This is a genomic window from Ciceribacter sp. RN22 (assembly GCF_024054295.1).
GTDB classification, from domain to species: domain Bacteria; phylum Pseudomonadota; class Alphaproteobacteria; order Rhizobiales; family Rhizobiaceae; genus Allorhizobium; species Allorhizobium lividum.
The window spans coordinates 1-26,314 of the sequence record NZ_JAMXLD010000031.1; the positions used below are offsets into that span (position 1 = coordinate 1).

The 26,314-nt window shown below is 60.7% G+C and carries 28 protein-coding genes; 18 read left to right on the top strand and 10 right to left on the bottom strand.

Annotated features, from left to right (window positions below):
- Window positions 1–62: 62 nt before the first annotated feature.
- The 4 genes from NHF53_RS23565 to NHF53_RS23580 all read right to left on the bottom strand — a co-directional run bounded on the left by NHF53_RS23565 (window position 63) and on the right by NHF53_RS23580 (window position 3,254).
- Window positions 63–698, bottom strand: a complete 636-nt coding sequence (locus NHF53_RS23565; protein WP_252836381.1) for an alpha/beta fold hydrolase — start codon at window positions 696–698, stop codon at window positions 63–65.
- Between the two features lie 82 nt (window positions 699–780).
- Window positions 781–1,719 carry a catechol 1,2-dioxygenase gene (gene catA / locus NHF53_RS23570; RefSeq protein ID WP_252836382.1) on the bottom strand — a complete coding sequence of 313 codons (939 nt, stop codon included), beginning with the start codon at window positions 1,717–1,719 and terminating at the stop codon, window positions 781–783.
- 52 nt (window positions 1,720–1,771) lie between these two features.
- A complete protein-coding gene (catC, locus tag NHF53_RS23575) occupies window positions 1,772–2,062 on the bottom strand; it encodes a muconolactone Delta-isomerase (protein ID WP_252836383.1) in 291 nt (96 codons plus the stop codon).
- A 10-nt stretch (window positions 2,063–2,072) separates the two neighbouring features.
- A complete protein-coding gene (locus tag NHF53_RS23580) occupies window positions 2,073–3,254 on the bottom strand; it encodes a muconate/chloromuconate family cycloisomerase (RefSeq protein WP_308218711.1) in 1,182 nt (393 codons plus the stop codon).
- Window positions 3,255–3,406: 152 nt separating this feature from the next.
- Here NHF53_RS23580 and NHF53_RS23585 point away from each other — a divergent pair, with 152 nt between their 5' ends.
- The gene (locus NHF53_RS23585) at window positions 3,407–4,330 is read left to right on the top strand and encodes a LysR family transcriptional regulator (RefSeq protein ID WP_252836384.1); all 924 of its coding nucleotides are present in this window, start codon (window positions 3,407–3,409) and stop codon (window positions 4,328–4,330) included.
- A 38-nt stretch (window positions 4,331–4,368) separates the two neighbouring features.
- Here NHF53_RS23585 and NHF53_RS23590 read toward each other — a convergent pair whose 3' ends face one another.
- Both NHF53_RS23590 and NHF53_RS23595 read right to left on the bottom strand, forming a co-directional pair.
- Complete coding sequence (locus NHF53_RS23590) at window positions 4,369–5,415, bottom strand: FUSC family protein (RefSeq protein ID WP_252836385.1); 1,047 nt, start codon at window positions 5,413–5,415, stop codon at window positions 4,369–4,371.
- Window positions 5,416–5,541: 126 nt separating this feature from the next.
- On the bottom strand, window positions 5,542–6,606 hold the full coding sequence (locus NHF53_RS23595; RefSeq protein WP_252836386.1) for an AraC family transcriptional regulator: 1,065 nt from the start codon (window positions 6,604–6,606) through the stop codon (window positions 5,542–5,544).
- A gap of 120 nt (window positions 6,607–6,726) precedes the next feature.
- Here NHF53_RS23595 and NHF53_RS23600 point away from each other — a divergent pair, with 120 nt between their 5' ends.
- From NHF53_RS23600 to NHF53_RS23615, 4 genes are all read left to right on the top strand, one after another.
- Window positions 6,727–8,172, top strand: coding sequence for an APC family permease (locus NHF53_RS23600; protein WP_252836387.1), 1,446 nt, complete (start codon window positions 6,727–6,729; stop codon window positions 8,170–8,172).
- Between the two features lie 114 nt (window positions 8,173–8,286).
- Window positions 8,287–9,441, top strand: coding sequence for a tyramine oxidase subunit B (locus NHF53_RS23605; RefSeq protein ID WP_252836388.1), 1,155 nt, complete (start codon window positions 8,287–8,289; stop codon window positions 9,439–9,441).
- Between the two features lie 82 nt (window positions 9,442–9,523).
- The gene (locus NHF53_RS23610; protein WP_252836389.1) at window positions 9,524–9,946 is read left to right on the top strand and encodes a Rid family hydrolase; all 423 of its coding nucleotides are present in this window, start codon (window positions 9,524–9,526) and stop codon (window positions 9,944–9,946) included.
- Between the two features lie 64 nt (window positions 9,947–10,010).
- Window positions 10,011–11,309 carry an FAD-binding oxidoreductase gene (locus NHF53_RS23615; RefSeq protein ID WP_252836390.1) on the top strand — a complete coding sequence of 433 codons (1,299 nt, stop codon included), beginning with the start codon at window positions 10,011–10,013 and terminating at the stop codon, window positions 11,307–11,309.
- A 72-nt stretch (window positions 11,310–11,381) separates the two neighbouring features.
- Here NHF53_RS23615 and NHF53_RS23620 read toward each other — a convergent pair whose 3' ends face one another.
- Both NHF53_RS23620 and NHF53_RS23625 read right to left on the bottom strand, forming a co-directional pair.
- Entirely contained in the window at window positions 11,382–11,783 is a 402-nt protein-coding gene (locus tag NHF53_RS23620; protein ID WP_252836391.1) for a VOC family protein, read from the bottom strand.
- A 63-nt stretch (window positions 11,784–11,846) separates the two neighbouring features.
- Window positions 11,847–12,893: a LysR family transcriptional regulator gene (locus NHF53_RS23625; RefSeq protein WP_252836392.1), complete on the bottom strand. Its 1,047-nt coding sequence runs from the start codon at window positions 12,891–12,893 to the stop codon at window positions 11,847–11,849.
- A 111-nt stretch (window positions 12,894–13,004) separates the two neighbouring features.
- Between NHF53_RS23625 and NHF53_RS23630 the strand changes: the two genes are divergently transcribed.
- The 4 genes from NHF53_RS23630 (at window position 13,005) to NHF53_RS23645 (ending at window position 16,857) form a co-directional block, all read left to right on the top strand.
- Window positions 13,005–13,349, top strand: a complete 345-nt coding sequence (locus NHF53_RS23630; protein ID WP_252836393.1) for a Dabb family protein — start codon at window positions 13,005–13,007, stop codon at window positions 13,347–13,349.
- Window positions 13,346–14,416, top strand: coding sequence for a maleylacetate reductase (locus NHF53_RS23635; RefSeq protein WP_252836394.1), 1,071 nt, complete (start codon window positions 13,346–13,348; stop codon window positions 14,414–14,416). Before NHF53_RS23630 ends, NHF53_RS23635 begins: the two co-directional genes overlap by 4 nt.
- A 12-nt stretch (window positions 14,417–14,428) precedes the next feature.
- The gene (locus NHF53_RS23640) at window positions 14,429–15,280 is read left to right on the top strand and encodes an intradiol ring-cleavage dioxygenase (RefSeq protein ID WP_252836395.1); all 852 of its coding nucleotides are present in this window, start codon (window positions 14,429–14,431) and stop codon (window positions 15,278–15,280) included.
- Window positions 15,281–15,348: 68 nt separating this feature from the next.
- Window positions 15,349–16,857: an aldehyde dehydrogenase gene (locus NHF53_RS23645; protein ID WP_252836396.1), complete on the top strand. Its 1,509-nt coding sequence runs from the start codon at window positions 15,349–15,351 to the stop codon at window positions 16,855–16,857.
- A gap of 152 nt (window positions 16,858–17,009) precedes the next feature.
- Here NHF53_RS23645 and NHF53_RS23650 read toward each other — a convergent pair whose 3' ends face one another.
- Window positions 17,010–17,576: a nuclear transport factor 2 family protein gene (locus NHF53_RS23650; protein WP_252836397.1), complete on the bottom strand. Its 567-nt coding sequence runs from the start codon at window positions 17,574–17,576 to the stop codon at window positions 17,010–17,012.
- Between the two features lie 443 nt (window positions 17,577–18,019).
- On the opposite strand from NHF53_RS23650, the gene NHF53_RS23655 reads away from it, so the two are divergent.
- From NHF53_RS23655 to NHF53_RS23690, 8 genes are read left to right on the top strand one after another with little or no spacing between them, the layout of a single operon-like run.
- Window positions 18,020–19,201 carry an amidase gene (locus NHF53_RS23655; protein ID WP_252836398.1) on the top strand — a complete coding sequence of 394 codons (1,182 nt, stop codon included), beginning with the start codon at window positions 18,020–18,022 and terminating at the stop codon, window positions 19,199–19,201.
- Window positions 19,198–20,337 carry an acyl-CoA dehydrogenase family protein gene (locus NHF53_RS23660; RefSeq protein ID WP_252836399.1) on the top strand — a complete coding sequence of 380 codons (1,140 nt, stop codon included), beginning with the start codon at window positions 19,198–19,200 and terminating at the stop codon, window positions 20,335–20,337. Before NHF53_RS23655 ends, NHF53_RS23660 begins: the two co-directional genes overlap by 4 nt.
- A 26-nt stretch (window positions 20,338–20,363) precedes the next feature.
- Window positions 20,364–20,726: a hypothetical protein gene (locus NHF53_RS23665; RefSeq protein WP_252836400.1), complete on the top strand. Its 363-nt coding sequence runs from the start codon at window positions 20,364–20,366 to the stop codon at window positions 20,724–20,726.
- A gap of 18 nt (window positions 20,727–20,744) precedes the next feature.
- A complete protein-coding gene (locus NHF53_RS23670; RefSeq protein ID WP_252836401.1) occupies window positions 20,745–22,019 on the top strand; it encodes a Rieske 2Fe-2S domain-containing protein in 1,275 nt (424 codons plus the stop codon).
- Window positions 22,016–22,510 (top strand): aromatic-ring-hydroxylating dioxygenase subunit beta, encoded by a 495-nt coding sequence (locus tag NHF53_RS23675; RefSeq protein ID WP_252836402.1) that lies wholly within the window; start codon window positions 22,016–22,018, stop codon window positions 22,508–22,510. The genes NHF53_RS23670 and NHF53_RS23675 overlap by 4 nt, the downstream gene beginning before the upstream one ends.
- Entirely contained in the window at window positions 22,510–23,271 is a 762-nt protein-coding gene (locus NHF53_RS23680; RefSeq protein ID WP_252836403.1) for an SDR family NAD(P)-dependent oxidoreductase, read from the top strand. The genes NHF53_RS23675 and NHF53_RS23680 overlap by 1 nt, the downstream gene beginning before the upstream one ends.
- Window positions 23,272–23,279: 8 nt before the next feature.
- A complete protein-coding gene (locus NHF53_RS23685) occupies window positions 23,280–24,248 on the top strand; it encodes a PDR/VanB family oxidoreductase (protein ID WP_252836404.1) in 969 nt (322 codons plus the stop codon).
- Window positions 24,249–24,274: 26 nt separating this feature from the next.
- Window positions 24,275–24,784 carry a flavin reductase family protein gene (locus tag NHF53_RS23690; RefSeq protein ID WP_252836405.1) on the top strand — a complete coding sequence of 170 codons (510 nt, stop codon included), beginning with the start codon at window positions 24,275–24,277 and terminating at the stop codon, window positions 24,782–24,784.
- Between the two features lie 11 nt (window positions 24,785–24,795).
- Here the strand turns inward: NHF53_RS23690 and NHF53_RS23695 are convergent, their stop codons facing one another.
- Window positions 24,796–25,245 (bottom strand): MarR family winged helix-turn-helix transcriptional regulator, encoded by a 450-nt coding sequence (locus NHF53_RS23695; RefSeq protein WP_252836406.1) that lies wholly within the window; start codon window positions 25,243–25,245, stop codon window positions 24,796–24,798.
- Between the two features lie 369 nt (window positions 25,246–25,614).
- Between NHF53_RS23695 and NHF53_RS23700 the strand changes: the two genes are divergently transcribed.
- Entirely contained in the window at window positions 25,615–26,283 is a 669-nt protein-coding gene (locus NHF53_RS23700; protein WP_252836407.1) for a cache domain-containing protein, read from the top strand.
- Window positions 26,284–26,314: the final 31 nt, after the last annotated feature.

Sequence of the window (26,314 nt, forward strand, 5' to 3'; positions counted from 1 at the left end):
CTTATATTCGCGGCTGAACTTCCTTCGTTGCATTCCTTCGCTCCAGTTTCATTGGAAACACCTTAACTCGGTGTCCATGAAACCGGCAGCAGGCCAATCTGAGCAATCTGATCGCGCAGATCTGCATCGGCCAGCACGATGCAACATCCGACGTAGGCATTAAGCGAGGTTGCCTCGAACACTGTGAGGAAATGACTGACGGTGATAGGTGCAATGGCTGCAAACTCAGGCGAAAACCAGCGCTCGCGAGTGCCTGGAACGAGAGCTTTCAAACCTTGTGAACGGACGAGATCGACGCGTTCGCGCCAAGCTTCAGCGATGCCAATCTTGGGTGCAGTTGCTGCGACTACGATCTTGTTGATCCGCGTGGCTGCATTGATCCCCAACCACTGGCCAACCAGTCCGCCTATCGACAGACCGCAGAAATGTGTCCGCTCGATCCCTAATGCATCCAGCAATCGCAGGAGATCATTGCCAAGGTCATCGAGCGTGAAAGGTGTGTTGGGCGCAGTTGATAAGCCATGGCCACGACGATCGTAGCGCAGGATCCTGAAATACCGGGCGAGATTTTCTACCTGCGGGTCCCACATTGAAAGATCCGTTCCCAGCGAATTGCAGAAAACTAACCAGGGACGATCGGTGGCCGCAGTTTCTACCTGAAAGTACAGGTGGTGGCTTGGCAGGACCAGGTAAGGCATGTGCTTTGCAGCCAGTGCAGATGATCGAGAAAGAGATATTGTTGACAGCCGCGCCAGCGGAGCGGCTGTCAATCCATATTGATCAGGCGACAGCGCGGGGGCGCAGGGCATTCACTTGATTGTCGACGCCGTCGACGAGTGCGGTCAGCTTGATGTCGAAGACGATCTCGGCGAAGGGGCCACCCAAGTCGTTCGCCTTGATGCTGGCCTCGTCGGTGCGCTCGATGACATCAGGCACCAAGCCCTCACGTGTGGCATAGGCAAAGTCGTCGTTGATCAGCGGATCCCCGGCGATGTTGATCTGGGTGGTCAGCTTGCGATGACCGTCGGCGCTGATGAAGAAATGGATATGAGCCGGACGCTGGCCGTGGCGACCGAGTGCAGACAGGAGCTTCTCGGTCGGGCTGCCTGGAGGCACGCCATAGCCATGCGGCACGATGCTGCGGAACTTGTAGCGACCATGCTCGTCCGTGATGATGGTACGGCGCATGTTGAAGGGCGCCTGCTTGCCTGTTGGATCGAAATGCGAATAGAAGCCCCGCGTGTCGCAGTGCCAGACCTCGACCTTCGCCCCGGCGCTCGGCTTGCCGTCGGCGCCGTAGACGGTGCCGTGCATGATCAGCGTATGGCCATCGGTGTCCGTGCCGTCATCGAGACGCGCAAAGCCCTGGCATTCTGGCGCCCCGGCGACATACAGCGGGCCTTCGATTGTCCGCGGCGTCTCGTTCTTGATGCCGAGCGCATCATCGATGGCATCAAGGCGCTCGTCGAGGAAATGGTCGAGGCCGAGGCCGGGCGAAATCAGGCCGGCCTGTCCGGTAGCACCGATCTCGTTGACCCAGGCGATCGCCGTCCAGTATTCGTCCGGCGTCACGTCGAGGTCATCGATCGTCTTGAAGAGGTCCGAAACGACCCGGTGAACGATCTGCTTGACGCGCGGATTGCCTTCTTTTTGGTCAAAGCCGCTCAGGACCTTGAGAAAGTCCTGGATATCGGGGCGGTTGAAGATTTTTACACTCATTTCATGTCCTCCTCACATGGGATGATTGAGCCAGATCTCTCCAGAATTGTCGTCAGCGGTCGTCGTCGCGAACAGCCGAGGGATGGCGCAAGAGCGGCATCACCTCGATGTCCATGAATTTGAATAGTGGTAGACCAGAGAGCAACGCATGCAGCTCGTCGTTGTCGGCTACGTCGAAAATGCTGATGTTTGCGTAGTGGCCGGCGATCCGCCAGATATGCCGCCACTTCCCTTGCGACTGCAGGGCCTGCGAATAGGCCTTTTCCTGTGCCAAGGTTTCGGCTGCTTGATCGGCCGGTAGGTCATACGGTAGGTTTACGGTCATCTTGACGTGAAACAGCATCGTCTTGTCCTCAGTCCTGCGCCCCGGTCACGCGTCGCGATTCCTCGCGGGTGAAGTGCTTGAGCTTGTCCTCGTCAAGCGAGATGCCGAGACCAGGACCTGTCGGGACAGTGAGCGAGAAATTGCTGAAGTCGAGTGGTCTCTCCAGGATTTCCTCGGTCAGAAGCAGTGGGCCGAACAACTCGGTTCCCCATTGTAGCTCGGCAAAGGTCGAGAAGACGTGGGCTGAAACAACAGTCCCGATTGCGCCCTCGAGCATGGTGCCGCCGTAGAGTTCGATACCGGCCGCATCCGCAATGGCGGCCACGCGCTGGGCGTTGAATGGCCCGCCGCTTTGCTCCACTTTCACGGCGAAGACATCCGCGCCGCTGGTGCGTGCAATCTCGAATGCGCTTTCCGGTCCTGTCAGGGATTCGTCTGCCATAACCGCGATCGGGAAGCGGCGGACGAGGCGGCCCAGTGCTGCCGTCGACTTGACAGGCTGCTCCACGAGCTCGCAGCCGGCATCGGCAAGAGCCGCAATGCCGAGATTGGCCTCGGTTTCCGTCCAGGCCATGTTGATATCGACGCGGACGGCGCCTCGATCGCCGAGTGCGCGCTTGATGGCGGCAACATGAGCGACGTCCTCGCGCACGGAGAGCAGACCGATTTTCAGCTTGAAGGTCGAATGGCGGCGGAGCGAAAGCATCTGCTCGGCCTCGTCGATGTCGCGGGCGGTGTCCCCTGAGGCAAGCGTCCAGGCAACGGCCAAACGATCCCGGCGACGACCGCCAAGAAGTTCGCTGATGGGAAGGCCGACGCGTTTGCCCTGTGCGTCGAGGAGGGCCGTTTCGACAGCACTCTTGGCGAAGCGGTTGTCCTTCACCATCTTGCCCACGCGTGCCATCAGGGACTGGATACGCGTGGCGTCCTGGCCGAGCATGACGGGTGCGAAATAGCGATCGATGGAAAGCTTCATACTCTCAGGGCTTTCGCCACCATAGGCGAGGCCGCCGATCGTCGTGCCTTCGCCGATACCGACGATGCCGTCGCTGGAGTAGATCCGCACCAGCATCAAAGTCTGGCCGGTCATCGTCGCGACCGAAAGCTTGTGCGGTCGGATCGTCGGTAGGTCGACAAGCATCGTTTCGATGCGTTCGATGGTCGGGGTGGCGGCAAGCGCCATTTGCGGTGGGTGGAGCGTCGCGTTCATTGAAGGATGATGGAAAAACGCGTCTTCTCAGTCCAAGACCGATTGGGTTTCGTGCTATACCTTGCGGGTATAATGTTCGATGGACCTGCTAGAATAGATGACTCGAATGGTTCATTCTGCTGGGATCATTCGCGGCGCGAGCAGGGACGGTAATGGATCTTCGACAGCTCAGGTATTTTGTAGCGGTGGCCAAGGAGCGCAATTTTACGCGGGCGGCGGCGATCCTGAATATCGCGCAGCCGCCCTTGAGCAGGCAAATCCAGTTGCTTGAGGATGAGCTCGGCGTGGAACTAGTTACCCGTTCCAGCAGACCGGTTCGCCTGACAGAAGCCGGCCGTGTCTTTAACGAACAGGCCTTGCAGATCCTCGGGCGTGTGGAGCAGATGAAGGAGGCGACCCGTCGTGTCGGGCTAAACCAGAACAGAGTACTGTCGATTGGTTTCGTCGCCTCCACTCTTTATGGCGGGCTACCGGCACTAGTGCGGAAGCTGAGGCATCAGGCACCCGATCTTGATATCCAGCTGTTGGAAATGATGTCCGTGCACCAGGTCGCTGCTTTGAAGGAGGGCCGGATCGACATCGGCTTCGGACGCTTGCGACACACCGATCCGCAGATCGCCACGACTGTTCTTCGGGAAGAACAGCTTGCAGTGGCCATTGCTCGCGATACGCGGCTCGCTTTTACGAGTGATCCAATTCTGCCTGAAGCCCTGTCCGGAGAAAAACTAATTCTTTATCCGCGAGCACCGCGCCCTAGCTTTGCAGATCAGGTCCTGAATGTGCTGTCAGAGAAAGATGTCCGCCCCGCTGAGATTCAGGAGGTAACTGAAATTCAGACAGCTCTTGGGTTGGTGGCGGCAGAGGCTGGCGTCTGCGTCGTGCCCTCGTCAGCTCGCAAGTTGCGTTCCGATGTCCATTATCGCCTCCTCGCCGGTGCACGGGTTACTTCCCCCGTGGTCCTCAGTAAGCGTGTCAGCGACAATTCTCCCCATGTCAAATTGGTTGCGAGGCTCGCTCTTGAAATGCAAATGGACAATGCTTCTTCGTCGGATCTTTGGAGTGACGGTCACTCTTAGGGAGCCTGCCTGCCATCTTCCTTAGGTTCATGGTGGTGTCATATCCGTTCCGTTTCGAAGTCGCGAAGAATCCCGCCGCCAATCAACAAGCGGGCCACGGCTGCTGCTGCCAGCATGGCCAGTCCTCCGAGGGTGACATCAGAAATCCCATGGCGCCAGGCGCCAACCTCTGCCACCAAAAGGAAGCACATGTTGGCGTCGAGGCCCAAGCCCTGCGTCGCCGGGTGTGCCCGAAGCATTGCCCCTGCAACCAGGAAAAGGGCCGTTACCACGACGAGTAGCAAGGGCGTTTCGGCGAGCAGCATGTAGCTTGCCGTGTGGTACAGGATGCCGCTGATGACGCCGATTGAAACACCCGGCAGAAGGCTGCGGTGTATCGGTCTCGGGTCCGGTGCACTCGACATGATCAGCGTGTAGACAACCAGGGTCATCCCGAAGGCAAGGACGGGGAAACTCAAGAAGCTTGCAGTTGTGGTGCCTGCTGCCAAGGTCGCTCCGCCACAGATCAGAAAGCGCTTGAGACCGGCCGCTCGGGTTCGGCCATGCGGCTGGCGCCCGAGACGAGTGCCGCGCGCGGGTGTAAAGAACACGGTGACGGCCGCGACGCAAACAACACCGAGGATCGTGCAGAAGATGCGATCAACGGCCAGTGCGACCGGAGTTGCAACCGCGTCGTGTGGCAAGCTGGATAGGAATGGCAGCACGACAACAAGCATCGTGATCGCGGCCATGAAGGCGCCGTAGCTTCGCGTGGTGCCGATGCGGAAGGCAAGTGCCGCACAGGCGCCGATCGACCCGGACAGGCAGAGAATCATCACTATCTGAGGAGGGTCAATGAAAATCAGGCCCAGTGACAATGCCGCGCCGAAAAGCGTTCCGACAATCCGCAACGCAGCACGTCCCAGAAGATCCTCCCTAAATGCCTGGTGGACCACCCAGACGGGCATGGCGGCCCAGAAGGGATTGGCAAGACCAAAGAGCTTGGCGAGTCCGAGCGCCGCTGCAGAAGCAACAAAAAGTTGCGATGCGAGGAAGAGAGTGGCCGGGCCGAAGCCTGCCGCCTGCCATATACGCCTGGTCGCCACGAGTTCTATTCCTTTGCGTCTCAGGTCCCTGCGAGGCCGCAGTTTCAGGGCTCGGCTCCTAGCTGCCTCTCCCGTGTCTGTCTAGAACCCAGTTTGCCTGCCGGTGGCGACCCTTTTACAAAACTATCAGTCTTCTAACAGTTGCCGCTTTCGCGATCGTTGCGGTCTTGCTGCACGAGGTGATTGCCCGGTCCAATCCTTGAACGCGCGCGAGAAGGCGGCGCCGTCGGCATAGCCGAGTGCCAGTGCGACGTTGGCTGCACGGGTATCTGGACGCTCCAGAAGGCCGGCGGCGAGTTCCGACCGGTGCTTGCGTATCAGGGCACGCACCGAAGTTCCCTCGTCGTCGAGGCGTCGTTGCAGCGTGCGCAGGCTCATGCCTAGTTCCTGGGCGAGAAATGTCGTCGTGACAGGGCGCCGACCGAGATAGAGCTGAATGAGGAAGGTTACCTTCTCCGAGACCCCGTCGTCTGGCTTCATCTCGCTGATCAGGTCGGCGAGGTGGCGTTCCAGCGTGGCAATGAGGAATTTGTCTTCGCTACGATAGACGCGGTCGGTCTCCTCGACATCATATATCAGCCGATTGCTGGACTGAGAAAACAGGATCGGTGCCCGGAATATGCGCTTCAACGGCTCGATCTTTGCCGGACGCTCGTGCTCGAAATGCACTTCGAGCGGGTTGAGGTTGGCGCGAAAGCAGGATCGCACAAGCTCGCAGGTTGCTGCCATGGAATATTCCGCATCCTGCCTGCGTGGCCAGATGGTGCGATCGGTCAAGGCATAGCTCCAGGTGAGCGTTCCGTCTTCTTCCACGACCCCGGAATTGGTCGCGCCTTGCAGCGAATTGGCGAGGCGGGCAATCCGTTGGAGGGCGATGTGAATGGTCGGAGAGACGGAGAACAGGATGCCCATGGGGCCGATATCGGCCGGCTTGAGGTGGGCGCCGAGCTTCGCACCGAAGGCATCATCACCTGTCGCCGCTGCTGCATCTTCCAGAAAGGCGACGAAGTGGTGAAGAGGGATCAATGCATAGGGATCGCCGAGTTGGCTCGAGGGGATGGCATGTCGATCGAGCAAGGTGGCGGGCGAAACGCCGGCATTCTGGAGATGTTCGATGAACGGGGTCAGTGCCGCGACGCGGATATAGGTGACGGATTGTCGAACGCCGGTCTGCACTGCGCTCGTGGACATGGCCGATTTCCCCATTGTTTGGCATAAATTATCAAATAAATGTCACATATGGCAATGTCCAAGTCGCAGGCTCTCTCTCATCTTTCTTAACAATAAACAAAGAAACCGTGAGGGGTTCACATGACTGTCGCCAAGAGTGCGCCGGCGTCCACAGGACGGCTGGCCCGGAATTCCGTGGGCATTGCCCATATCATCTTCTTCGTTGTTGCGGCCGCTGCGCCGCTGACTGCAGTCGTCGGCGCGACGCCGCCAGCATTCGCTTTCGGCAATGGTGCCGGGGTTCCCGGGGCCTTTGTGCTTGCCGGCTTGCTCTACCTGATCTTTTCGGTCGGTTTCACCACGATGAGCCGGCACGTTGGCGGGGCAGGGGCATTCTATACCTACATCACGCAAGGGATCGGCAAGCCCGCCGGCGTGGGCGGTGCCTTCATCGCGCTCTTGACCTATAGCTCCGTTCAGATCGCGGTCTATGGTCTGCTCGGCCTCTTCACCCACAACATGATGGCCGAGTTCGGGGTCGACCTGCCCTGGTATGCCTGGTCGCTCGGCTTCCTGGTGCTGGTGCATCTGGCCGGTCAGCGCAACATCGCCTTCTCAGGTGCGATCCTGGGCGTTTGTATGGTGGCGGAAATAGTCATCCTGCTCTTGCTCAATGTCGCCATTCTGGTCGCCGGTGGCGGACCTGAGGGCATCAACCTGACCTCGTTCGAGCCCTCCACCGTCTTCAGTGCAGGCCTTGGCGTAACCTTGGTCTTCGTCGTCGGATCCTTCATCGGTTTCGAGGCAACGGCAATCTTTGCCGAAGAGGTTGACCGTCCGGAGAAGACGATCCCCCGGGCAACCTACGTCTCTGTTCTGCTGATCGCTGTCTTCTATGCCTTCTCTACCTGGACGATCGGGCTCCATTACGGCCCATCCAAGGTGCAGGAAACGGCTGCCGCGTCGCTTGACGCCTTCTATTTCGGTGCCGCGACCGATGTGCTCGGTGCATGGTCGGCCACCACCATGAACCTGCTTCTGATCACCAGCCTGTTTGCCTGCGTGCTCTCCTTCCACAACACGCTCAATCGCTACTTCTTCGCGCTTGGACGCGAAGGTCTCGCGGCCCGTGTGCTGGGCAAGGTTCATGCGGTTCATGGCTCGCCCTATGTCGCCGGCATGTTGCAGTCTGCCTCGGCAGCACTCGTGATCATCGCCTTCGCACTGGCCGGACAGGACCCGTTCGCCGTCGTCTTCTCCTACATGTCGGCGCTGACGGTCATCGGCATCCTTACCGTGCAGGCGGTGGTGTGCATCGCCGTCATCCTTTACTTCCGCAAGAACAGCCACGGGCATGGTCTCTGGCAGACCCTGATCGCCCCTGCCGTCTCCTTTGTCGGTCTCGTCGGTGCGCTCGGACTGGTCATCTCCAATCTCGAGCTGCTGGCCGGCGCGTCGAACATCGTGGTCGACAGCTTCCCGCTGATCGTGGCGCTTGTCGGCCTCGGCGGCATGATCTTCGCCATGCGGATCAAGGGTGCCGATCCCGTCCGCTACGCGGCCCTCGGCAAGGTGTTCGAGGCCTAATTCCACTCCCATCACTGCGGGACGGCGTTCAACCGTCCCGTCTTTTCCAAAGCGGCCTCCCTCCTGTCCTCAAGACCGGATGCGATGTGCTGCGGCCAAATGAAAGCATCAGCCATGAACGACATGACCGCCATCCAAAGCACGAAGATCGATTTCATCTATCTGTCGGAAGAAGACATGATCAAAGCCGGCGTGACCGATATGCCGGCCTGCGTCGATGCCATGGAAGAAATGTTCGGCCTGCTCTACCACGGTGACTACCGGATGGCTGGTCCAAACAGCGACAGCCATGGTGCGGCCATTTCCTTCCCGGAAAATTCGCCGTTTCCGGACATGCCGAAGCCGACAGCGGACCGTCGTTTCATGGCGATGCCTGCCTATCTCGGTGGCCGTTTCCGTACGGCGGGCATGAAGTGGTACGGTTCCAACATTGAAAACCGGGACAAGGGCCTGCCCCGCTCGATCCTGATGTTCTGCCTCAATGATGCAGACACCGGTGCCCCGCTCGCTTTCATGTCTGCGAACCTGCTTTCGGCCTATCGCACCGGTGCCATCCCGGGCGTCGGTGCACGCCATCTGGCCCGCAAGGATAGCCGTGTTGTCGGTATTCTCGGACCGGGCGTCATGGCGAAGACCACGCTCGCAGCCTTCATGGCCGCTTGCCCCAACATCGATACGCTGAAGGTGAAGGGTCGCGGTGAAAAGAGCCTGAAGAGCTTCCTTTCCTGGGTCGCCGAAACCTATCCCCAGATCACTTCCGTCACTGTCGTTGACACCATCGAGGCCGTGGTTCGAGACAGTGACCTCGTCAGCTATTGCAATTCGGGTGCCGTCGGCGATCCCTCCACCTATCCGATGGTCAAGCGCGAATGGGTGAAGCCCGGCGCGTTCCTCGCGATGCCGGCGCTCTGCAATATCGACGAAGCGATGGAAGCCCGCGACGTTCGCAAGGTGCTCGACAATACCGGCCTTTACGACGCCTGGTTCCATGAGTTGCCGAAGCCGGCCCATGTGCATGTGCCGATCGTCGGTGTGAAGTTCATGGACATGATCGCCGAGGGCCGCATGGACCGCGCCGACCTCGAAGACATCGGCAAGATCGTCGCCGGCGATGCGCCGGGTCGTCAGAACGATGAAGAGATCATCATCATGTCCGTCGGCGGCATGCCGGTCGAGGATGTCGCGTGGGGCACGATCGTCTACCGAAACGCTATCAGCCGCGGAATCGGCGTCAAGCTCAACCTCTGGGACGTTCCCGTCTTGCGCTGATATCCCCGGCGCCAACTTGCCGGGCGGTCAGCGATTGCCTTGCCCGCCCGGCCTTTCTTTTCAATTCAGCAACGAGTGCACCATGACCAAGGTCGTCAAGATCAAGACCGGATCCAAGTTTGAGGATCACGGCAGCTATTCGCGTATCGTCGCGATCGACAACTGGATTTTCGTCTCCAATACGGCCGGCCGCAATCCGGTCAACAAGGAAATTCCGGAGGATATCACCGAGCAGACGCTCCAGGTCTTTTCCAACATCGAAGCTGCGCTGGCAGCCGTCGATTCCGGCCTGGCCGACGTCGTGGCTTCGCGGGTGTTCATCCAGGATCCGACGGACACCATGGCCGTGATGACGGTTGTCGGGGACAAGTTCCGCGGCATCAATCCCGCCAGCACCGTCACCTGCCCACCGCTCGGCTCGACCGTCTACAAAGTCGAGATCGAGGTCACGGCCTATCGCGGCGCCGGAAAAGCCGAGACCGAAGAACGCGTCATCTCGCTCTGATCCAGCTTCCGGTTGGTTTGTGATCCAGCCCTCCGTCATTTCCCGAAACTTCAGGTTTGCAGCCATGGCACCCACCATCCTCCCCGTTCAGACAGCTTCCGACTTCCCTGCGCAAACGACTGTTGTCGTCATCGGCGGCGGGATCGTCGGGCTGACGGCCGCACTCGTTCTTGCTGAGCGTGGCGTGCCGGTTGTGCTTTTGGAAAAAGGGCGGGTAGCGGGGGAGCAGTCCTCGCGCAATCTCGGCTGGATCCGCAAGATGGGCCGCTCGGCGCCGGATGTGCCGATGGCACAGGCAGCAGACCGTCTCTGGGCGCAGATGCCCGAACGGGTCGGAATGGATGTCGGATACCGGCAGGCAGGCATCATGTATCTCGCCCGGACTGAAGGCGAGATGGAGATGCACCGCCAGTGGATGAAGACGGTCGAAGGGCTGAAGCTCGATTCCCAGATGCTGAGCGCCCGGGAGATCGACGACCGGGTGCCGGGTGGAAAAGGGACCTGGGCCGGTGGCATCTACACCGCGTCCGATGGTCGTGCCGAGCCGACGCTTGCCCCAAGTGCAATTGCGCGGGCCGCGATCGCGAAAGGCGCCGTGATCATCGAGAACTGCGCCGTGCGCACGCTTGTCCGTTCGGCAGGCCGTGTCACGGGCGTGGTCACCGAACGGGGCGAAATCCGCTGCGACCAGGTTCTGCTCGCCGGCGCTCTCTGGTCTCGCAAGTTCCTGGCCAATCTCGGCGTTTCCCTTCCGACTTTGCCACTGGTCTGCTCGGTCATCCGCACAGCCCCCATGGAGGGGCCGACGGAGATCGCCGTGGGCGGCCCGGACTTTTCCTTCCGCAAACGCCTTGATGGTGGCTACACCATCACCCAACGCGGTGCGCTCGGCGCACCGCTTATGCTGGACCACCTGCTGATCGGCCTGCGTTACCTGCACATGTTGCGGGGTCAGCGGCAGTTGCTGCGCATCAGCCTCGGGTCCGATTTCATGAAAGACATCTCCCTGCCGCGTCGCTGGGGTGCGAAATCCCGTTCTCCATTCGAGCGCGTGCGCGTAATGGATCCGCCGGCAAATCCCGACATTAATGCTGAGGCCATGCGCAACCTGACGGCCGCCTGGCCGCTCTTTGCCGATGCTGTGATTGAGGAGGTCTGGGCGGGCATGATGGATATCACGCCGGATTCCCTGCCGGTGATCGGTCCGGTTGCCGGTATTCCGGGACTTACGCTTGCGACCGGTTTTTCGGGCCACGGCTTCGGAACGGGACCTGCTGCCGGCCAGCTTGCCGCAGACCTGGTCACGGCGTCCTCTACGCCGCTGCTCGATCCGACACCCTATCGTCTCGAACGGTTTTCCTGAGTTCTATCGAGGCTGCCGATCGATCGTCAGAAGCAGGCAGAATGGCGGGCCTCTCGTGCCCGCCATTTCCGTTTATCTCGCCCGGCGGGGATCCAGGCTGCGGACGGTCTCGACCGCGTTGCGCGTGTCGGGCAGGAATTCGAGCAGCAAGCCGTCGGGCATTTCGACCCAATGGGCGCCCTTGTCCAACGACTTGCCGCCATGAGCCAGAGCGCCCTTGATGGCTGCCGGAACGTCGGCACAGATGAGGCCCAGATGCGCGAAACGACCTTCCGGGCCGGTGAACCCACCATCCTCGACAATCTGAAGACCGCCGAGCAGCCAGACCTGACTTGGCTTTTCGTCCGTCCCGTCCCGTTTTGTCACGGTCATCCCGAGCACATCGCGGAAGAAGGTCAGATGCGGAGTGATGTCGCGGACGGTGAAGGCGACGTGGTCGAGATAGGCCGCCGTCGCGGTCTTCATTTCAGGCATGGGAAATCCTCCTCTTTATGCTGCAAGCCGTTCTTGCCGTTCAATCGGCGTATAGGCTTTCTTTTACTGCAGGGGGCGGGATGCCACCTGCTGCCAGGTCCGTTCGAGATCGTGTTCGCGAAAATGTCGGACCAGGGCATCGATGAAAAGCCGCGTGCGGGCCGGGAGATGGGTTCGCGACGGAAAGACGATGTTCATCGTCAGGCTGGGCAAGGTCCAGTCGGTCAGGACCGGTACCAGGCGTCCGGCCTCGATATCCTCATGGAGCACATAGGCCGGTTGCACCAGCAGGCCCATGCCGGACAGGGCTGCCTGGCGCAGCAGTTGGCCGTCATTGCTTGCCATCGCGGCCAGGGCCGAGAAGCGGCGCTCTTCATTGCCGCGTGTAAAGGTCAATTGATCCCAATTTTCCGACAAGGTGTAGAGAAGCAGATCGTGGCGTTCCAGGTCTTCGGGCGCTTGCGGCCCCCCCTGGCGCGCAAGATAGTTGGGGGAAGCAACGATCATGCGTGGCATTTCGGCCAGTTTGCGGATCGTGACGCTGCTGTCCACCTCGGCTCGTCGCGTGCGGATTGCGAGATCACGCCCGTTTTCGATGATGTCGCAGTAGCGGTTGGAGGCCTGGAGGTCGATGCGCACTTGCGGGTAGCGTGCCTTGAAGGCGCTGATCACCGGGACCAGGTGCAGCATCGCAAAGGACAGCGACGCGCCAAGACGCAGCACGCCGGTCGGCTCTGCCGAAACGTGACTGACACTTTCTTCGGCTTCCTGCAGGGTGGAGAGAATATCGCGCGCGCTGCGGACGAAACGCTGTCCTTCCGATGTCAGCGACAGAGCCCGCGTTGTCCGCTGGACGAGTCGCACGCCGAGGCGGTTTTCCAGATTTGTCAGATGACGGCTGACGCCGGAGACCGACAGACCCATTTCTTGCGCGGCGCGCGTGAGGTTTGCCTCATCGGCGATGCGCGTAAAGACTTCCAGTTCGACGAAGCGATCCATCCTGTCTACCCAATTTTTGAAGTTCCCGTTTTTTATAACGGTAATATTCACCCAAATATGCATTTTATCAAGTGGGGTGAACGCGACTTCTCGGTGTTGCGTGATCTGCAAGAATGTTTTCCGATTTACGTGATTTATCACGTTTCATTTGGCGTGCAGGATGCTCCAGTCTCGCATGCGTGCTCCAAGCATTTTCGCGCCACCAATCTCCGGAGTTTCCTGATGTCCTATGCCGGTCACAAGTCCAGCCCTGTTCGCCATATCGTCATGTGGAATGTGGCCGGTGATACAGCAGAAGAGCGCGCCACGGCGATCGAGATCGTCCGCAATGCCTTTGAGGCTCTGCGGGGCCGGATCCCCGGTCTGACAAGCCTCGAGATCGGGATCGACCACAGCCGCATCGATTATGCGTGTGACATGGTTCTCGTGACCGATTTCGACAATGAGGCCAGCCTTCAGGCCTACGCGACGCATCCGTTGCACCTTGCCGTTCGAGACCAACTGCAAGGGGTGAGGGTCGCTCGGTATCAGGTGGATTACTGCCTCCCCTCAAGGGATGCGGCATGATGGCCGAGCGAGAGTTCATCTACACCGGCCACCCCGCCCGCGTCATCTTCGGTTTCGGCACGACAGCGCGCCTGCCGGAGGAGCTTGCACGTCTCGGCAAACAGCGGGCACTGGTGCTTGCAACCCCCGCCCAGAAGGCGGAAGCCGAAAGCCTGCTGGCGCTGCTCGGACCGGCGGGAGCTGGCGTCTTCGCCGGTGCCGTCATGCACACGCCTGTCGATGTCAGCGAGCTTGCCACGAAACAGGCAGACGCGCTTTCGGCGGACGTCCTCGTTGCCGTCGGCGGCGGTTCGACCATCGGGCTCTCCAAGGCAATCGCCCTGCGCACCGATCTTCCCCAGGTCGTCTTGCCGACCACCTATGCCGGTTCCGAAATGACGCCGATCATCGGCCAGACCGAGAATGGTGTGAAGCGGACGCAAACCACGCTCAAGGTGCTTCCGGAAGTCGTCATGTATGATGTCGAGCAGACGCTCGGACTACCGGTCGGCATGTCCGGGACGAGCGGCATGAACGGCATGGCGCATGCCATCGAAGCACTCTACGCCCGCGAGACAAACCCGATCATTTCGGCGCTCGCCATCGAGGCGATCCGGTCGCTGGCACGCGCGCTTCCGATCATTGCCAAGGCACCCGGCGATCGTGATGCCCGTGCCGATGCGCTCTACGGTGCGTGGCTCTGTGGCATCTGCCTGGGGTCGGTCGGCATGGCGCTGCACCACAAGCTCTGCCACACGCTCGGAGGCAGCTTCGACCTGCCGCATGCCGAAACCCATACGATCATGCTGCCGCATGCGCTTGCTTACAATGCGCCGGCGATCCCCGACGTCATGAAGAAGCTCACCGACGTTCTCGGCACCGATCCAAGCGGCGCCCTCTTCGATCTCGCTCGAGCCATCGGGGCGCCTGCTGCGCTTTCCCAGATCGGCATGCCCGAGGACGGCATCGGCAAGGCCGTGGAGAGTGCCTTTGCCAATCCCTACTGGAATCCGCGGCCGCTGGAAAAGGAGGCGATCACCGCGCTGATCACCCGCGCCCATTCCGGCGAGCGGCCCGTCATCGACTGAGGAGGAGGACAAATGCGCTATTTCACTGAAGAGGCATCCGCAGAGGTCGTCAACGAACGCATGGGGCCGTCGGTCCCACCGCGGCTTTCGCGCATCATGTCTTCGCTCGTCACTCACCTGCATGCCTTCGTGAAGGACGTCGAACTCACTGAGGCAGAATGGGAGGCGGCGATCGATTTTCTCACCCGAACCGGGCAGACCTGCTCGGAAGCGCGTCAGGAATTCATCTTGCTGTCGGATGTGCTCGGCGTATCCATGCTGGTCGATGCCATCAATCACCGCGCTCCAGGCCAGGTCACGGAGACCACGGTTTTCGGCCCCTTCCACGTCGAGGGAGCGCCAGAGCGCGAGATGGGCGCCAATATCAGCCTGGATGGCAAGGGCGAGACCTGCCTCTTCGAAGGCCGGGTGCTCGACGTGGATGGGCGGCCGATTGAAAACGCACTCGTTGATGTCTGGTCGGATAATGAGGACGGCTTCTACGACGTGCAGCAGCCGGACGTACAGCCGCCCTTCAACAATCGCGGCATCTTCCGGACCGACAAGGAAGGCCGCTATGCGTTTCGGGGCATCAAGCCGGTCGCCTATCCGATCCCCGATGACGGGCCGGTGGGCAAGATGCTGGCCGCGCTCGGCCGCCATCCCTGGCGTCCTGCGCACATGCATTTCATGGTCTCAGCACCGGGTTGCAAGCGCCTCATTACCCACATCTTCGTCGCCGGCGACGCCTATCTGACCTCTGACGCGGTCTTTGGTGTGAAGGAGACGCTGATCGTCGATTTCCAACCTGTTGAGAGCCCTAGCGAGCGCTGGCGGGCGCATTTCGATTTTGTCCTCGCTCCTGCCGTAGCGAAGCAAGCCTGAGCCTGGACGGACAGCTGCGCCGGGAACGCGGCTGTTGAACGAAAAACACCAAACCGGAGGGAAACATCATGAAAATCGCCCAACCTGACAGTGCCGTGACCAGCATCTCTGCGCAAGTCACCGCCTTTCTGTCCGCACCGAAGTGTCTGATCGACGGCAAGCCGCATGCGGCGCTGTCAGGCAGGACCTATTCCGTCTTCAACCCGGCCGATGGCTCGGTGCTGGCCGAGGTGCCAGCCTGCGGGGCCGAGGATGTCGATCTGGCTGTGAAGGCGGCGCGCCGTGCGTTCGAGGGCCCCTGGTCGCAGATGCTGCCGGCTCAGCGCCAAGGCATTCTCTTGAAGATTGCGGACCTGATCGAAGCCCATGGTGAGGAGCTTGCCCAGCTCGAGACGCTGAACCAGGGCAAGTCGATCATGCTCTCGCGTCTGATCGAGGTTCAGTCCTCTGCCGAGTATTTCCGCTATATGGCGGGCTGGGCAACCAAGATCGAGGGATCGACGCTGGATGTCTCCATCCCGATCCCGCCCGGCATGCGTTACCAGGCCTATACCCGCAAGGAAGCCGTCGGGGTCGTTGCCGCGATCACGCCCTGGAACTTCCCGCTCAATATGGCTGTGTGGAAGATTGCGCCGGCGCTTGCAGCCGGTTGCACGGTGGTTTTGAAGCCGGCGGAGGAAACGCCGCTCACCTCCATCCGTCTGGCCGAAATCTGCGTGGAAGCCGGCGTTCCCGAGGGCGTCGTCAATGTCGTCACCGGCTTCGGCGAGGAGACCGGAGCGCCGCTCGTTGCGCATCCGCAGGTCGCCAAGATCACCTTCACCGGCTCGACGGAAACCGGCAAGCTGATCGGCGTGCAGGCGATGAAGGACATGAAGCGCGTGACGCTGGAGCTCGGCGGCAAGGCGCCGATGATCATGTTCGACGACATGGATCTCGACCTGCTTGGGCTCGCTGCCGGCATCGGTAGCTTCTTCAACACCGGGCAGACCTGCTGTGCTGGCGTGCGCATCTATGCCCAGAAGGGCATCTACGAGAAGGCGCTCGAGGTGATCGCCAATGTCACCCGCAGTCTCACCATCGGTTCGGGTCTCGACCCGCGCAACCAGATCAATCCCGTCGTTTCCGCCCGCCACCAGGCACATGTGAAGGCCTGCATTGCGCGGGGCATTGAAGATGGCGCGAAGCCGGTCATCAGCGCCACGGCTCCGTCTCAGGGCTTCTTCGTCGCGCCGGAACTCTTCACCGATGTGCGGCAGGACATGGCCCTGATGCAGGACGAGGTGTTCGGACCTGTCATCACCATGACGCCGTTCGACGATGCGGATGCGGCGATCGCGATGGCCAATGACACGCGCTATGGCCTTGGCGCCTCGATCTGGACGACGGATATCAACAAGATGATGCGCTATGTGCCGAAGATCGAAGCCGGCACCGTCTGGGTCAACAGCCACAACATCCCGGATCAGAACATGCCCTTCGGCGGCATGAAGCAGTCGGGGATTGGCCGTGAACACGGACGCGGCGCGCTCGACAACTATCTCGAGACCAAGTCGGTCTGCGTTGCCTATTGCTAAGATGAACGATGCGGGCGCTTCCGGCAAACCGGGAGCGTCCGCTTTGGCCTCTCAGCCCGTTCTCCATCGAATGAAAACGCTCCCGGTTTGTGCCGGGAGCGTTTTTCATGTCTGTCATATTGAAGGAGGCCGCGTGTAATGTCGGCGAGGCCCTACGGTTTCATCAGCACGGACTTCGACGGATAGTCCGATGCCCAGGTGGCCGACAGCGGTGCGACGAAGACGTTTTCGGTCCGTGTGCGTGTGATCTTCCAGGTGCCGTCCGGCTCCTTGCGGAAGGTGTTGTTCAGCCGCGAGGAGCGCAGAAGCGCCTTGCCGTCGGAGAAGAGCCAGGGCTGCATGTGAACCCACTGGCCATCGGCAGTCGTCCCGCCTTCATGCACGTGGATCTGTTCGGACGTCAGGTAGTGGCAGTTGAGGATCAGCGCCGGGTCAGTCTTGCCGCCCCAGAAGCCTTCGAAGTGCTTTCGGATCGCGGCTGCGCCCACGGCGCGCCCGAACTGGTTGTCGTAGTATTCGCCGACACCTTCCCAGACGGCATCTTCGGTGTAGAGCTGCATGATCCGGTCGATGCGCTCCATGTCGTCGGCCACGCCGAATTCCGGATTGGGCGTATCGCAGAGAAACATGTAGCGCGCCTGGATGCGGCGGATGTCAGCTTCCGCCTCGAGTACCTCGACGCGGCGCAGCAGGGCTTTGAGATCGGTATCGGCAGTCATTGATGTCCCCTTCGCAAGCGATAAGCCTTCTGTGGGAAGGCACGTGCGATCAGGATGGCGAAGCCTTTGGTTCCCTCTCCCGCACGCTTGGAATGGTATCGGGGGCAATGCTTGCGTCAAGCAGTAATATTCACGTAATAATTAATTTAAGACTGATGGCTTTTAAGTCTCTGATTTCATTGCGGAAGTTCCGCATAAAAAACAGTATTGCAGCCGCTGCAACACTGATCGCGTTCTCTTCGTGGTAACAAGAAGTCCTGGCGCGCTGAGGAGGCGCTGTCCAGGCACCCAAATCGTAAGAGTGGGCCGGCGTCATGCCGGGGGCGAAGCTTTGCGCTCGTATCAAGTAATTGATCTAAAACAATAAAAATTCGAAACCGATTGAATGTCGGATTGACAGGACGATCATTTGCAGTAATTTTCACGTAAAAGGGAACGTGACAATGATCAACCGGGATGGACAGAACGGGAGTGCGGCCGAAACGGCTTTTGCCAGCATGCTGGCACTGGGCGCCGATGGCGGTTTGACTGTCGCGATCAAGGACTGTCTAGATGTGGCAGGCCACACCACCCGTTGCGGATCTGCCGCCTATGCAGATGCAGTTCCGGCCCTGACCAATTCCGCCGTTGTCGATCGGCTGCTCGACGCGGGATGTCGCATTGTCGGCAAAACGCGCCTGCATGAAATTGCCTATGGCATGACCGGCGTGAACGCCTTCGAAGGCACGCCGGTCAATCCGCGCTGGCCCAATCGTATTCCCGGTGGGTCGTCGTCGGGTTCGGCTGTTGCCGTGGCCGCAGGCTCTGTCGATTTCGCCATCGGTACAGATACCGGCGGCTCCGTGCGCCAGCCAGCTGTCTGCTGTGGCGTGATCGGATTCAAGCCCACATTTGGTCGGGTCGATCATCGTGGGGCACTGCCGACTGCCAGTTCTCTCGACTGCATCGGCCCCCTGGCACGAACCATCGACATGATCGACCGCGCCATGGAGATGATCGCCCCTGACTATCGGACCGAAACGCTGACGAGCGCTCCACGTCTCGGCTGGCTCGCGACGGATGAGACCGATGATCCCGAGATGATCGAAGCCCATTTGGCCCTGTCGCTGGCCGGTATGGTAACGCGGGCGGTCCATCTTCCGGACCTGGATGATGCCTTTCGCGCCGGTATGGCGATCATCGCCCGTGAAACGCTCGATGCGAACCGGACTCTTCTTGAGGCTGGGGCGCCGTTTGGAATGGACATCCGACTTCGTTTGGAAGGCGCGCGTGCGATCAGCGACGCGGTTCTCGCGGCGGCCGAGGAAATCAGAGGCACGTTCACGCAGTCCGTCGACGACTGTCTTTCGGAGTTCGACGTCATCGTCACGCCGGCTTTGCCGCAGGCGCCGCCACTTCTGTCGGAAGCATCCGATCCGGCGAAGGTCCTGCCGCTGACCCGCTATCTGCGCCCGTTCAATCTGTCCGGTCACCCGGCCATCGTCTTGCCGGCGGTCACGTCGACCGGTCTGCCGTCCGGCATCCAGCTCATTGCCCGCAGGGGTTCGGACGCACGGCTTTGTGCCGTCGCCCGCTGGCTTTGCGATCACCACTCGATTTTCTCAGACCTGAGGGGAGAAGCATGAATTCCCATAGCAGCATAGCGCCAGCCAACGCGCTGGAGGCCCTGAAGGCCGAGATCAAGCTCAGGCGGCAGGAGTTCCAGGAACTCCGCCACATCCCGGTTGATATCGTGCGCAGGTTCCAGGATGTAGGCGTCTATCGTGCCTTCGTGCCGCAGCGTTTCGGCGGTGACGGACTGACACCTCAGGCTTTCTGTCGGCTGGTCGAAGAGATCGCTTCGGCCGATGCCTCTGCCGGCTGGGTCGCGAGCTTCGGTGTCTCTGCCACCTACCTCGCATCCCTGCCGCCGGAGACCTATGCAAAGATCTACGGCACGGATCCGAACACGGTGTTTGCCGGGGCGATGTTCCCGCCGCAGGCGGCCAGACGCGTCGGGGACGGCTTCGAGGTCAGTGGTCGCTGGCCGTGGGGCTCTGGCGTGATGGGTGCTTCCATCGTCGGCGCCGGGATCAAGATCGAAGGCGAGGCGAGCCCGCTGCCGCGTACGGCCATCATGCCGCGCGACAAGGTCACGGTCGACGAAACCTGGAACACGATCGGGCTCAGGGCGACCGGAAGCCATGACATTGTGGTGGACCGCGTGATCGTGCCGGAGGACTGGACATTCATCCGTGGTGGCAAGCCACAGATGGATGACATCATCTTCCGGTATCCGGCCATGGCCCTTGCCGCACAGGTTCTGGCCGTGGTGGCGCTCGGTGCAGCGCGCTCGGCCCTCGACTGGGTCCGGAGCGATGCGCTTGCCCGAACCTCGATCACCGGTGCGCCGAGCCCTGCAGCACGCGCTTATGTGCAGATCGATTTTGCCCGTGCCGAGGGCCTGCTCGCCGGTGCGCGATCCGCCTTCTACGACGCCATCGAAACCGGCTGGCGGCAGATGGAAACCCAGGGCGAGATCGACCGGCAAACCCACATCCGTCTGCGCCACGCGGCCTCTAAGGCCGCTCAGGATGGGGCTGAGGCCGCTCGCCTCGCCTTCGTGCTTGGTGGTTCGGACGCCATGACGTCAGGTCATCCGCTCGGCCGCGCCATGGTCGATGCGGCCTGTGTTGCCCAGCATGCCTTCATCAATGCCGGCAGCTGGCAGGCGGCCGGTGCCGCGCTCTTCGAACAGCAGACGCCGCCCGGCTATCCGTGAACCTGAGACTTCCAAAGGAACATCCGATGTCTGAACCGACACCCATTAGAACCCTTCTGTGTCTGGCCGTGCAGCCAGCCTTCTTCGATCTGCCCTTCGGCCAGATCGGTGGCGTCTGGAAGGCGACGCAGGCCTTCATGTCCGGCGTTGCCAAACTCGACGGCGTGACTGTGCTCGGCACGCTCGATGACGACCAGACCCAGGTCGGCACATCGCCCGCCTTTCCCTGGACCTGGTACATGCTCTGCGACTTTCCCGACCGCCAGTCGGTGATCGCAGCCTGCAACCTGCTGCGCACGATCGTGGTCGATGACCAGGATCATCGGCTCTGGAAATACATGCGCGTCGAAGCCCGTATGGGTCGCGCGCTCACCATCCCCGAACTCTGAGAACGGATAGGAGCTGTCATGTTGGATGCAGCAGAAAAATTCAGCGATCTCGACGCGCTTTATTCAACCGAAGCGAAGGTCGCGACCGCGATGTATGAGGACACCGACCTCTTCAAGGAGGAGATGGAGCGCATCTTCAAGCGCACCTGGGTCTGGGTCGCGCATGACAGCGAACTTGCCGACAAGGGTTCGTTCAAGCTCTCGAATGTCGGGCTTGAGCCCGTCATCGTGGTGCGTGACCGCAAGGGCGAGGTGAATGTCCTCGTCAATCGATGCCGGCACCGTGCGGCGACCGTCTGCGAGGTCAAGAAGGGCAAGACTTCGTCCTTCCAGTGCCCCTATCACGGCTGGGGCTACGGCCTGGACGGGTCGCTTCGCGGTCTGCCTTATCCAGAACAGTATGGCGAAGATTTCGACAAGGGCGCGCATGGGCTGAAGACGCTGCGCACCGAAAGCTATGCCGGCATGATCTTTGCCACCTTCAATGACGAGATCGAGCCGCTGGTCGACTTCCTCGGTCCGGGCGTGTGTCGCTACATCGACCTGTTCATGAAGCAGGGCGGTGGTTTTCCGGTCAAAGTGCTCGGCGAACACCAGTTCACGGTGCCGATGAACTGGAAGATCCAGCTCGAAAACACGACCGATGCGTATCACTTCCCGGTCGTGCACAAGAGCTTCATGCAGTCGCTGGACGGCGACGCGGAAGAAGCCTTCAAGTTCCTCGATACGGGCAAGGGCTATGTCGAAGATCTCGGCAATGGCCATTCCGTGATGGTGATGATCCCCGAGCGCATCGATCTTGACGAGCACCTCGATGATCCGATCGAGGAAAGGTTCATGCCGCTCGTGCATGAACTGCGCGAATACGGGTATCCGGAGGACCAGGTGCTGAAGATCGTGCGTGCCGTCGGTGGTGCCGGCTTCAATCTCAATCTCTTCCCCAACGTCTCTCTCTCGCTCGCCTTTTTCCGCGTGCTGACCCCCGTCAACGTCGAGCGTACCGACATCCGCCATATCGCACTTGGCATGGATGGCGGTCCTGCGGCGGCCAATCGTGTCAGGCTTCGTCTGCATGAGCACTTCCAGGGTCCCATGGGCTTCGGATCGCCTGACGATGCGGAAGTCTGGGAGCGGGTCCAGCGCGGTACGAAGGGTGGCGAGGACCTGCCCATCCTCGTCAACCGCGGCCTCGTCGACGAGCAACCCGGCGACCTCGGTCCGCGCGGCCATATCAGTGCCGAGACCGGCATGCGTGCCGCCTATCACATGTGGAAGAGGATGATGTCGGTATGAACATGATGGTCAAAACCACGGATTTGGCGCTTTTGCAAAAGGTCAGCGCCTTTCTCTGGGCCGAGGCGGCCCTGCTGGATGGCAAGGACTACGACGCCTGGCTCGCGCTCTGGATTCCGGAGGGCTTCTACACGCTGCCGATCGGAGAGGGCGAGGATTTCGACAACCAGTTGAACCTTTGCCACGACAACGACCGGATGCGGCGCGACCGCATCCAGCGCTTCCAGCAAGGCTTCTCGATTTCGTCGGCGCCGCCGGCACGCACCGTCCGTACCGTGTCGCGTTTCGTCATCGATGCGGTCGAGGGCGATACCGTGACGGTTTCGAGCGCCGAGCAGGTGGTCGAAGACAAGTTCGGCCGCCAGCGTATCTGGGCCGCCAATGTTCGCCATGTTCTGGTCGCATCTGGCGAAGGCTTCAAGATCCGCAACAAGGTGGTGCGCCTTCTCAACTCGGATGGGATGCTGAACTCGTTCAGCTATTTGTTCTGATGGCGGCACCTCTTCCAGAAAAGATCCAGACGGCGGTCGTCACGGGTGCTGCACGCGGCCTCGGTGCCGAGATCGCCCGGGCGTTGCATCGCGCGGGTTTCCGCGTTGTGATCACCGATGTGGACGCGGAGGCGGGGGCAAGCCTCGCCTCCGAACTCGATCTCGCGGGCGAAACGGCCTTGACCGCGACGCTTGACGTGTCGAAGCACGAGGACTTCCAGTCTGTCCTCGATCGCTCTGTCGAGCGCTGGGGATCCGTCGAGGTGCTGGTCAACAATGCCGCCCGCACGGCGGTGAAGCCGCTGCTCGACATCGATCCGGCGGACTTCAATGCGGTGCTCGCCACCAATGCCGGCGGCACTTTCGCCGGCAGTCAGATCTTCGGTCGCCATTTCAAGGATCGCGGCTTTGGTCGGATTATCAATCTGGCCTCGCTTGCAGGGCAGAGTGGCGGCACGGCAACCGGTGCGCACTACGCCGCCTCGAAGGGCGCCATCCTGACGCTGACCAAGGTTTTCGCCCGCGATCTGGCGCCGTTCGGCGTCACCTGCAATGCGATTGCCCCGGGGCCCATGGATACACCCATGGTCCGCTCGGTGATCACGCCGGAGAAGATGGCGGGGGCGCTCGCCAACATCCCCGTCGGCAGACTCGGCGATCCCGTCTTCGTGGCCGAACTCGTTGCTCTTCTGGCCGGCCCGACGGCTGACTTCGTCAATGGCGCCTGCTGGGACGTCAATGGCGGCATTTACATGCGGTGAGGTGAGACATGACTTCGAAAGGCTTGACCCTGAAAATCGCCGAACGCCTGGAAGAGCCCGGCAATATCCTGCGCCTGCGGCTTGCGCGTCCGGACGGTGCGCCTCTGCCGAGTTTCGAAGCGGGTGCGCATTTAGACCTGCGGCTCAATGACGGCAAAGTCGACCTGTGGCGCCAGTACTCCCTGTGTTCGGATCCGGCGGAAACGGGCTTCTACGAGATCGGCGTGTTGCTCGACCCGAAGACACGCGGCGGCTCTGCTGCCGTTCACAAACTGGCTCTGCCCGGCATGATCTTCGAGGTTGCGGGTCCGCGGAACCATTTTCCGCTCGCCGAAACCGCCCAAAAGACCGTGCTGTTTGGTGGGGGGATTGGGATAACGCCGATGCTTGCTATGGCGCGTCGACTGCATGCGCTCGGCCGGGATTTCGTGCTGCATTATTGTACACGGTCTCATGCCGTCACCGCGTTCTGCCAGATCATCGCGCATGCGCCCTGGAAGGATAAGGTCGTCTTCCACTTTGACGATCAGGCCGTCGAGCAAAAGCTGGATCTGACCCGTGATTTGCCCGTTCCGGCGGCCGACACGCATCTGTATGTCTGCGGGCCGCAAGGGTTCATGGACTGGGTGATTTCCGGTGCTGAGGCGGCCGGACATGCATCTGCAAACATTCACCGCGAGTACTTCAGCGCCGACGTCGATACATCGGGCCAGAGCTTCGAGGTGGAAGCCCGCCGCTCCGGCATCACGGTGACGGTTGGCCCCAATGAGACCATTGCCAAGGCGCTGGCCCGGGCGGGTGTCAAGGTCGAGGTCAAGTGCGAGGAGGGGGTCTGCGGCACCTGCGTGACCGACGTATTGGAGGGGACGCCCGACCATCGCGACAAGTTCCTGACCGATGACGAACGGGAGGAGGCCACGATGATCTGCGCCTGCTGTTCGCGGTCCTGCAGTTCGAAACTGGTTCTGGATGTTTGATGCGCTGACGCGCCGAGGAGGAAAGAATGACGATACCACAGCCGACTGAAGCTGCCTTGACCTTCCGCGAGGGCATGAGCCGTCTCGGCGCCGCCGTGACCCTTCTCACATCGGACGGTCCTGCAGGACGCCATGGCATGACGGCTTCCGCTGTCGTGTCCGTGACCGATAGTCCGCCGACGCTGATCGTTTGCGTCAATCGGGGTATTCGCTGCCACGATCTCTTCGTCGAGAATGGAGTTCTGGCCGTCAACGTTCTCGGTGGTCGCCACCAGGAACTCTCGAGGCGCTTCGCGAGCAAGGATGCCGGTGATCGTTTCGAGGGCGCCAACTGGATCGAACTTGGAACCGGTGCTCCCGTTCTCGACGACGCTGAAGTCGCCTTCGACTGCCGGATCGTCGATGTCCGCTCGGTCGGCTCCCATTCGGTGCTCACCTGTGAGGTCGATGCCGTGCGCCTGCACTCGGACCAACCCCAGGGGCTGATCTGGTTTGGCCGCCATTTCCACCATCTGGAAGCCGCGGCTGTTCGTTGAGGGATGCCGGATCACATGCGTTTCAACTGGCTGAACACCTTTTCAAGGATACCGTTCAGCACGTCCATCTCCTGATTGCTGACGGAGCGGAAGGCGAGTTCGAAGATGTCACGCGCTTCGACAAGCGCAAGGGCCCCCATGCGCTCGCCTTCCAGCGTGAGGGTGACTTCCGTCGCGCGCGCATCGGTCGGGCGCACGCGTGTTGTCACCAGCCCGTCGGCTATCAGGCGCTGCACGACTTTTGTCGTCGTGTTGAGCCGCATGGCAGAGAACTCCGCAATTTCAGACACCGACAGATAGGTGTCCTCATGCAAAGACATGAGGACCCGCCAGCGCGGCGCATCGAGGCCCATGGGCTTCAGCCGTTTTTCGAGGACCTGAACATAACGCTGATCGACCCGGCTGATCCAATAGAAGGGCCAAGTCTTCTTCGCATGCGGTGTGGCAATCTTGGCGTTCAAGGAAACCTCTCCATCTTCGGCGCAAGGCCCACGATTTATTGTCATCTTCACGGTAAATTTAACTTTATTCCAGTAGCTTGCTGCTCGTCAACGGCGCCTAGCAGGTCTCCATTCCACGCTCTTCGGCGCCCTAGCCAAACCATCAGACCCTGGGGTTCGGTGACAATGGTCCCCGCCGCAACTGGCTGGGATCTCTCGCTTATCGAGACAAGTTTTATCGATAAATTTGAAAATTAGCACTTTTTTATAGAGGCCCAGGCACACTCGACAGTAACAGAACGCCAACCTTCAAGCATGTCTTCGAGGTCGGCCAAGGACCAGGATCAAGGATCGATCATGAACAGGACACTCGCATTCAAGTTGCTCAGCGTGAGCGCCACGGCCATCCTGCTGTGTCTCGCCGTGACCTTCGCAGCCGTTATCTATCAGGTCCGCGAGCGCACGGTTTCCATGACACTCGACCAAGCTCGGACGGATGCCCGAGCAACGGCTGCCGCGGTCGCTTCCCAGCTGAACAACCTGGCGGGTTCGGTGAAGGTGATGGCATCGGCCGTCGAACGTACCGACGTCGACCGTGCCGATGTGACCGCGATGCTGCCGGCGCTGATCGAAAAGTTCGATCTGGTCTTCGGCTCCTGGCTTCTGGAAGAGGTAAACAGCTTCGATGGCCAGAAGTACGAGCCGAGTGCCGCGACCGGTACCAATGCCAGTGGCGAGTTCACGCCGTACTGGACGCGTGGCGCCAATGGTTTCGAACTGATCATTCCCGATGCCATCAATCGTGAGGAAGGCTATTTCGCGCTTCCGGCCAAAACGCGTGCTGGTGCTGCGACCGAACCCTATATCGAAGACCAGGCCGGCGGCATGCTGATGATGAGCATTGCCTATCCGGTCATAACCAAGGAGAAGCTTCGTGGCATTCTCGGCGTCGATGTCGGTCTGGATGCGCTGTCCGCAGCCCTCGAAAACCAGCGGTCTTATACATTGCGAGGCCGGTGCATTTGTTATGATGCACCGGCCTCGTTTGTCATTGGGTGATTGCAACACCGCGATGACGATGCGCAAAGCG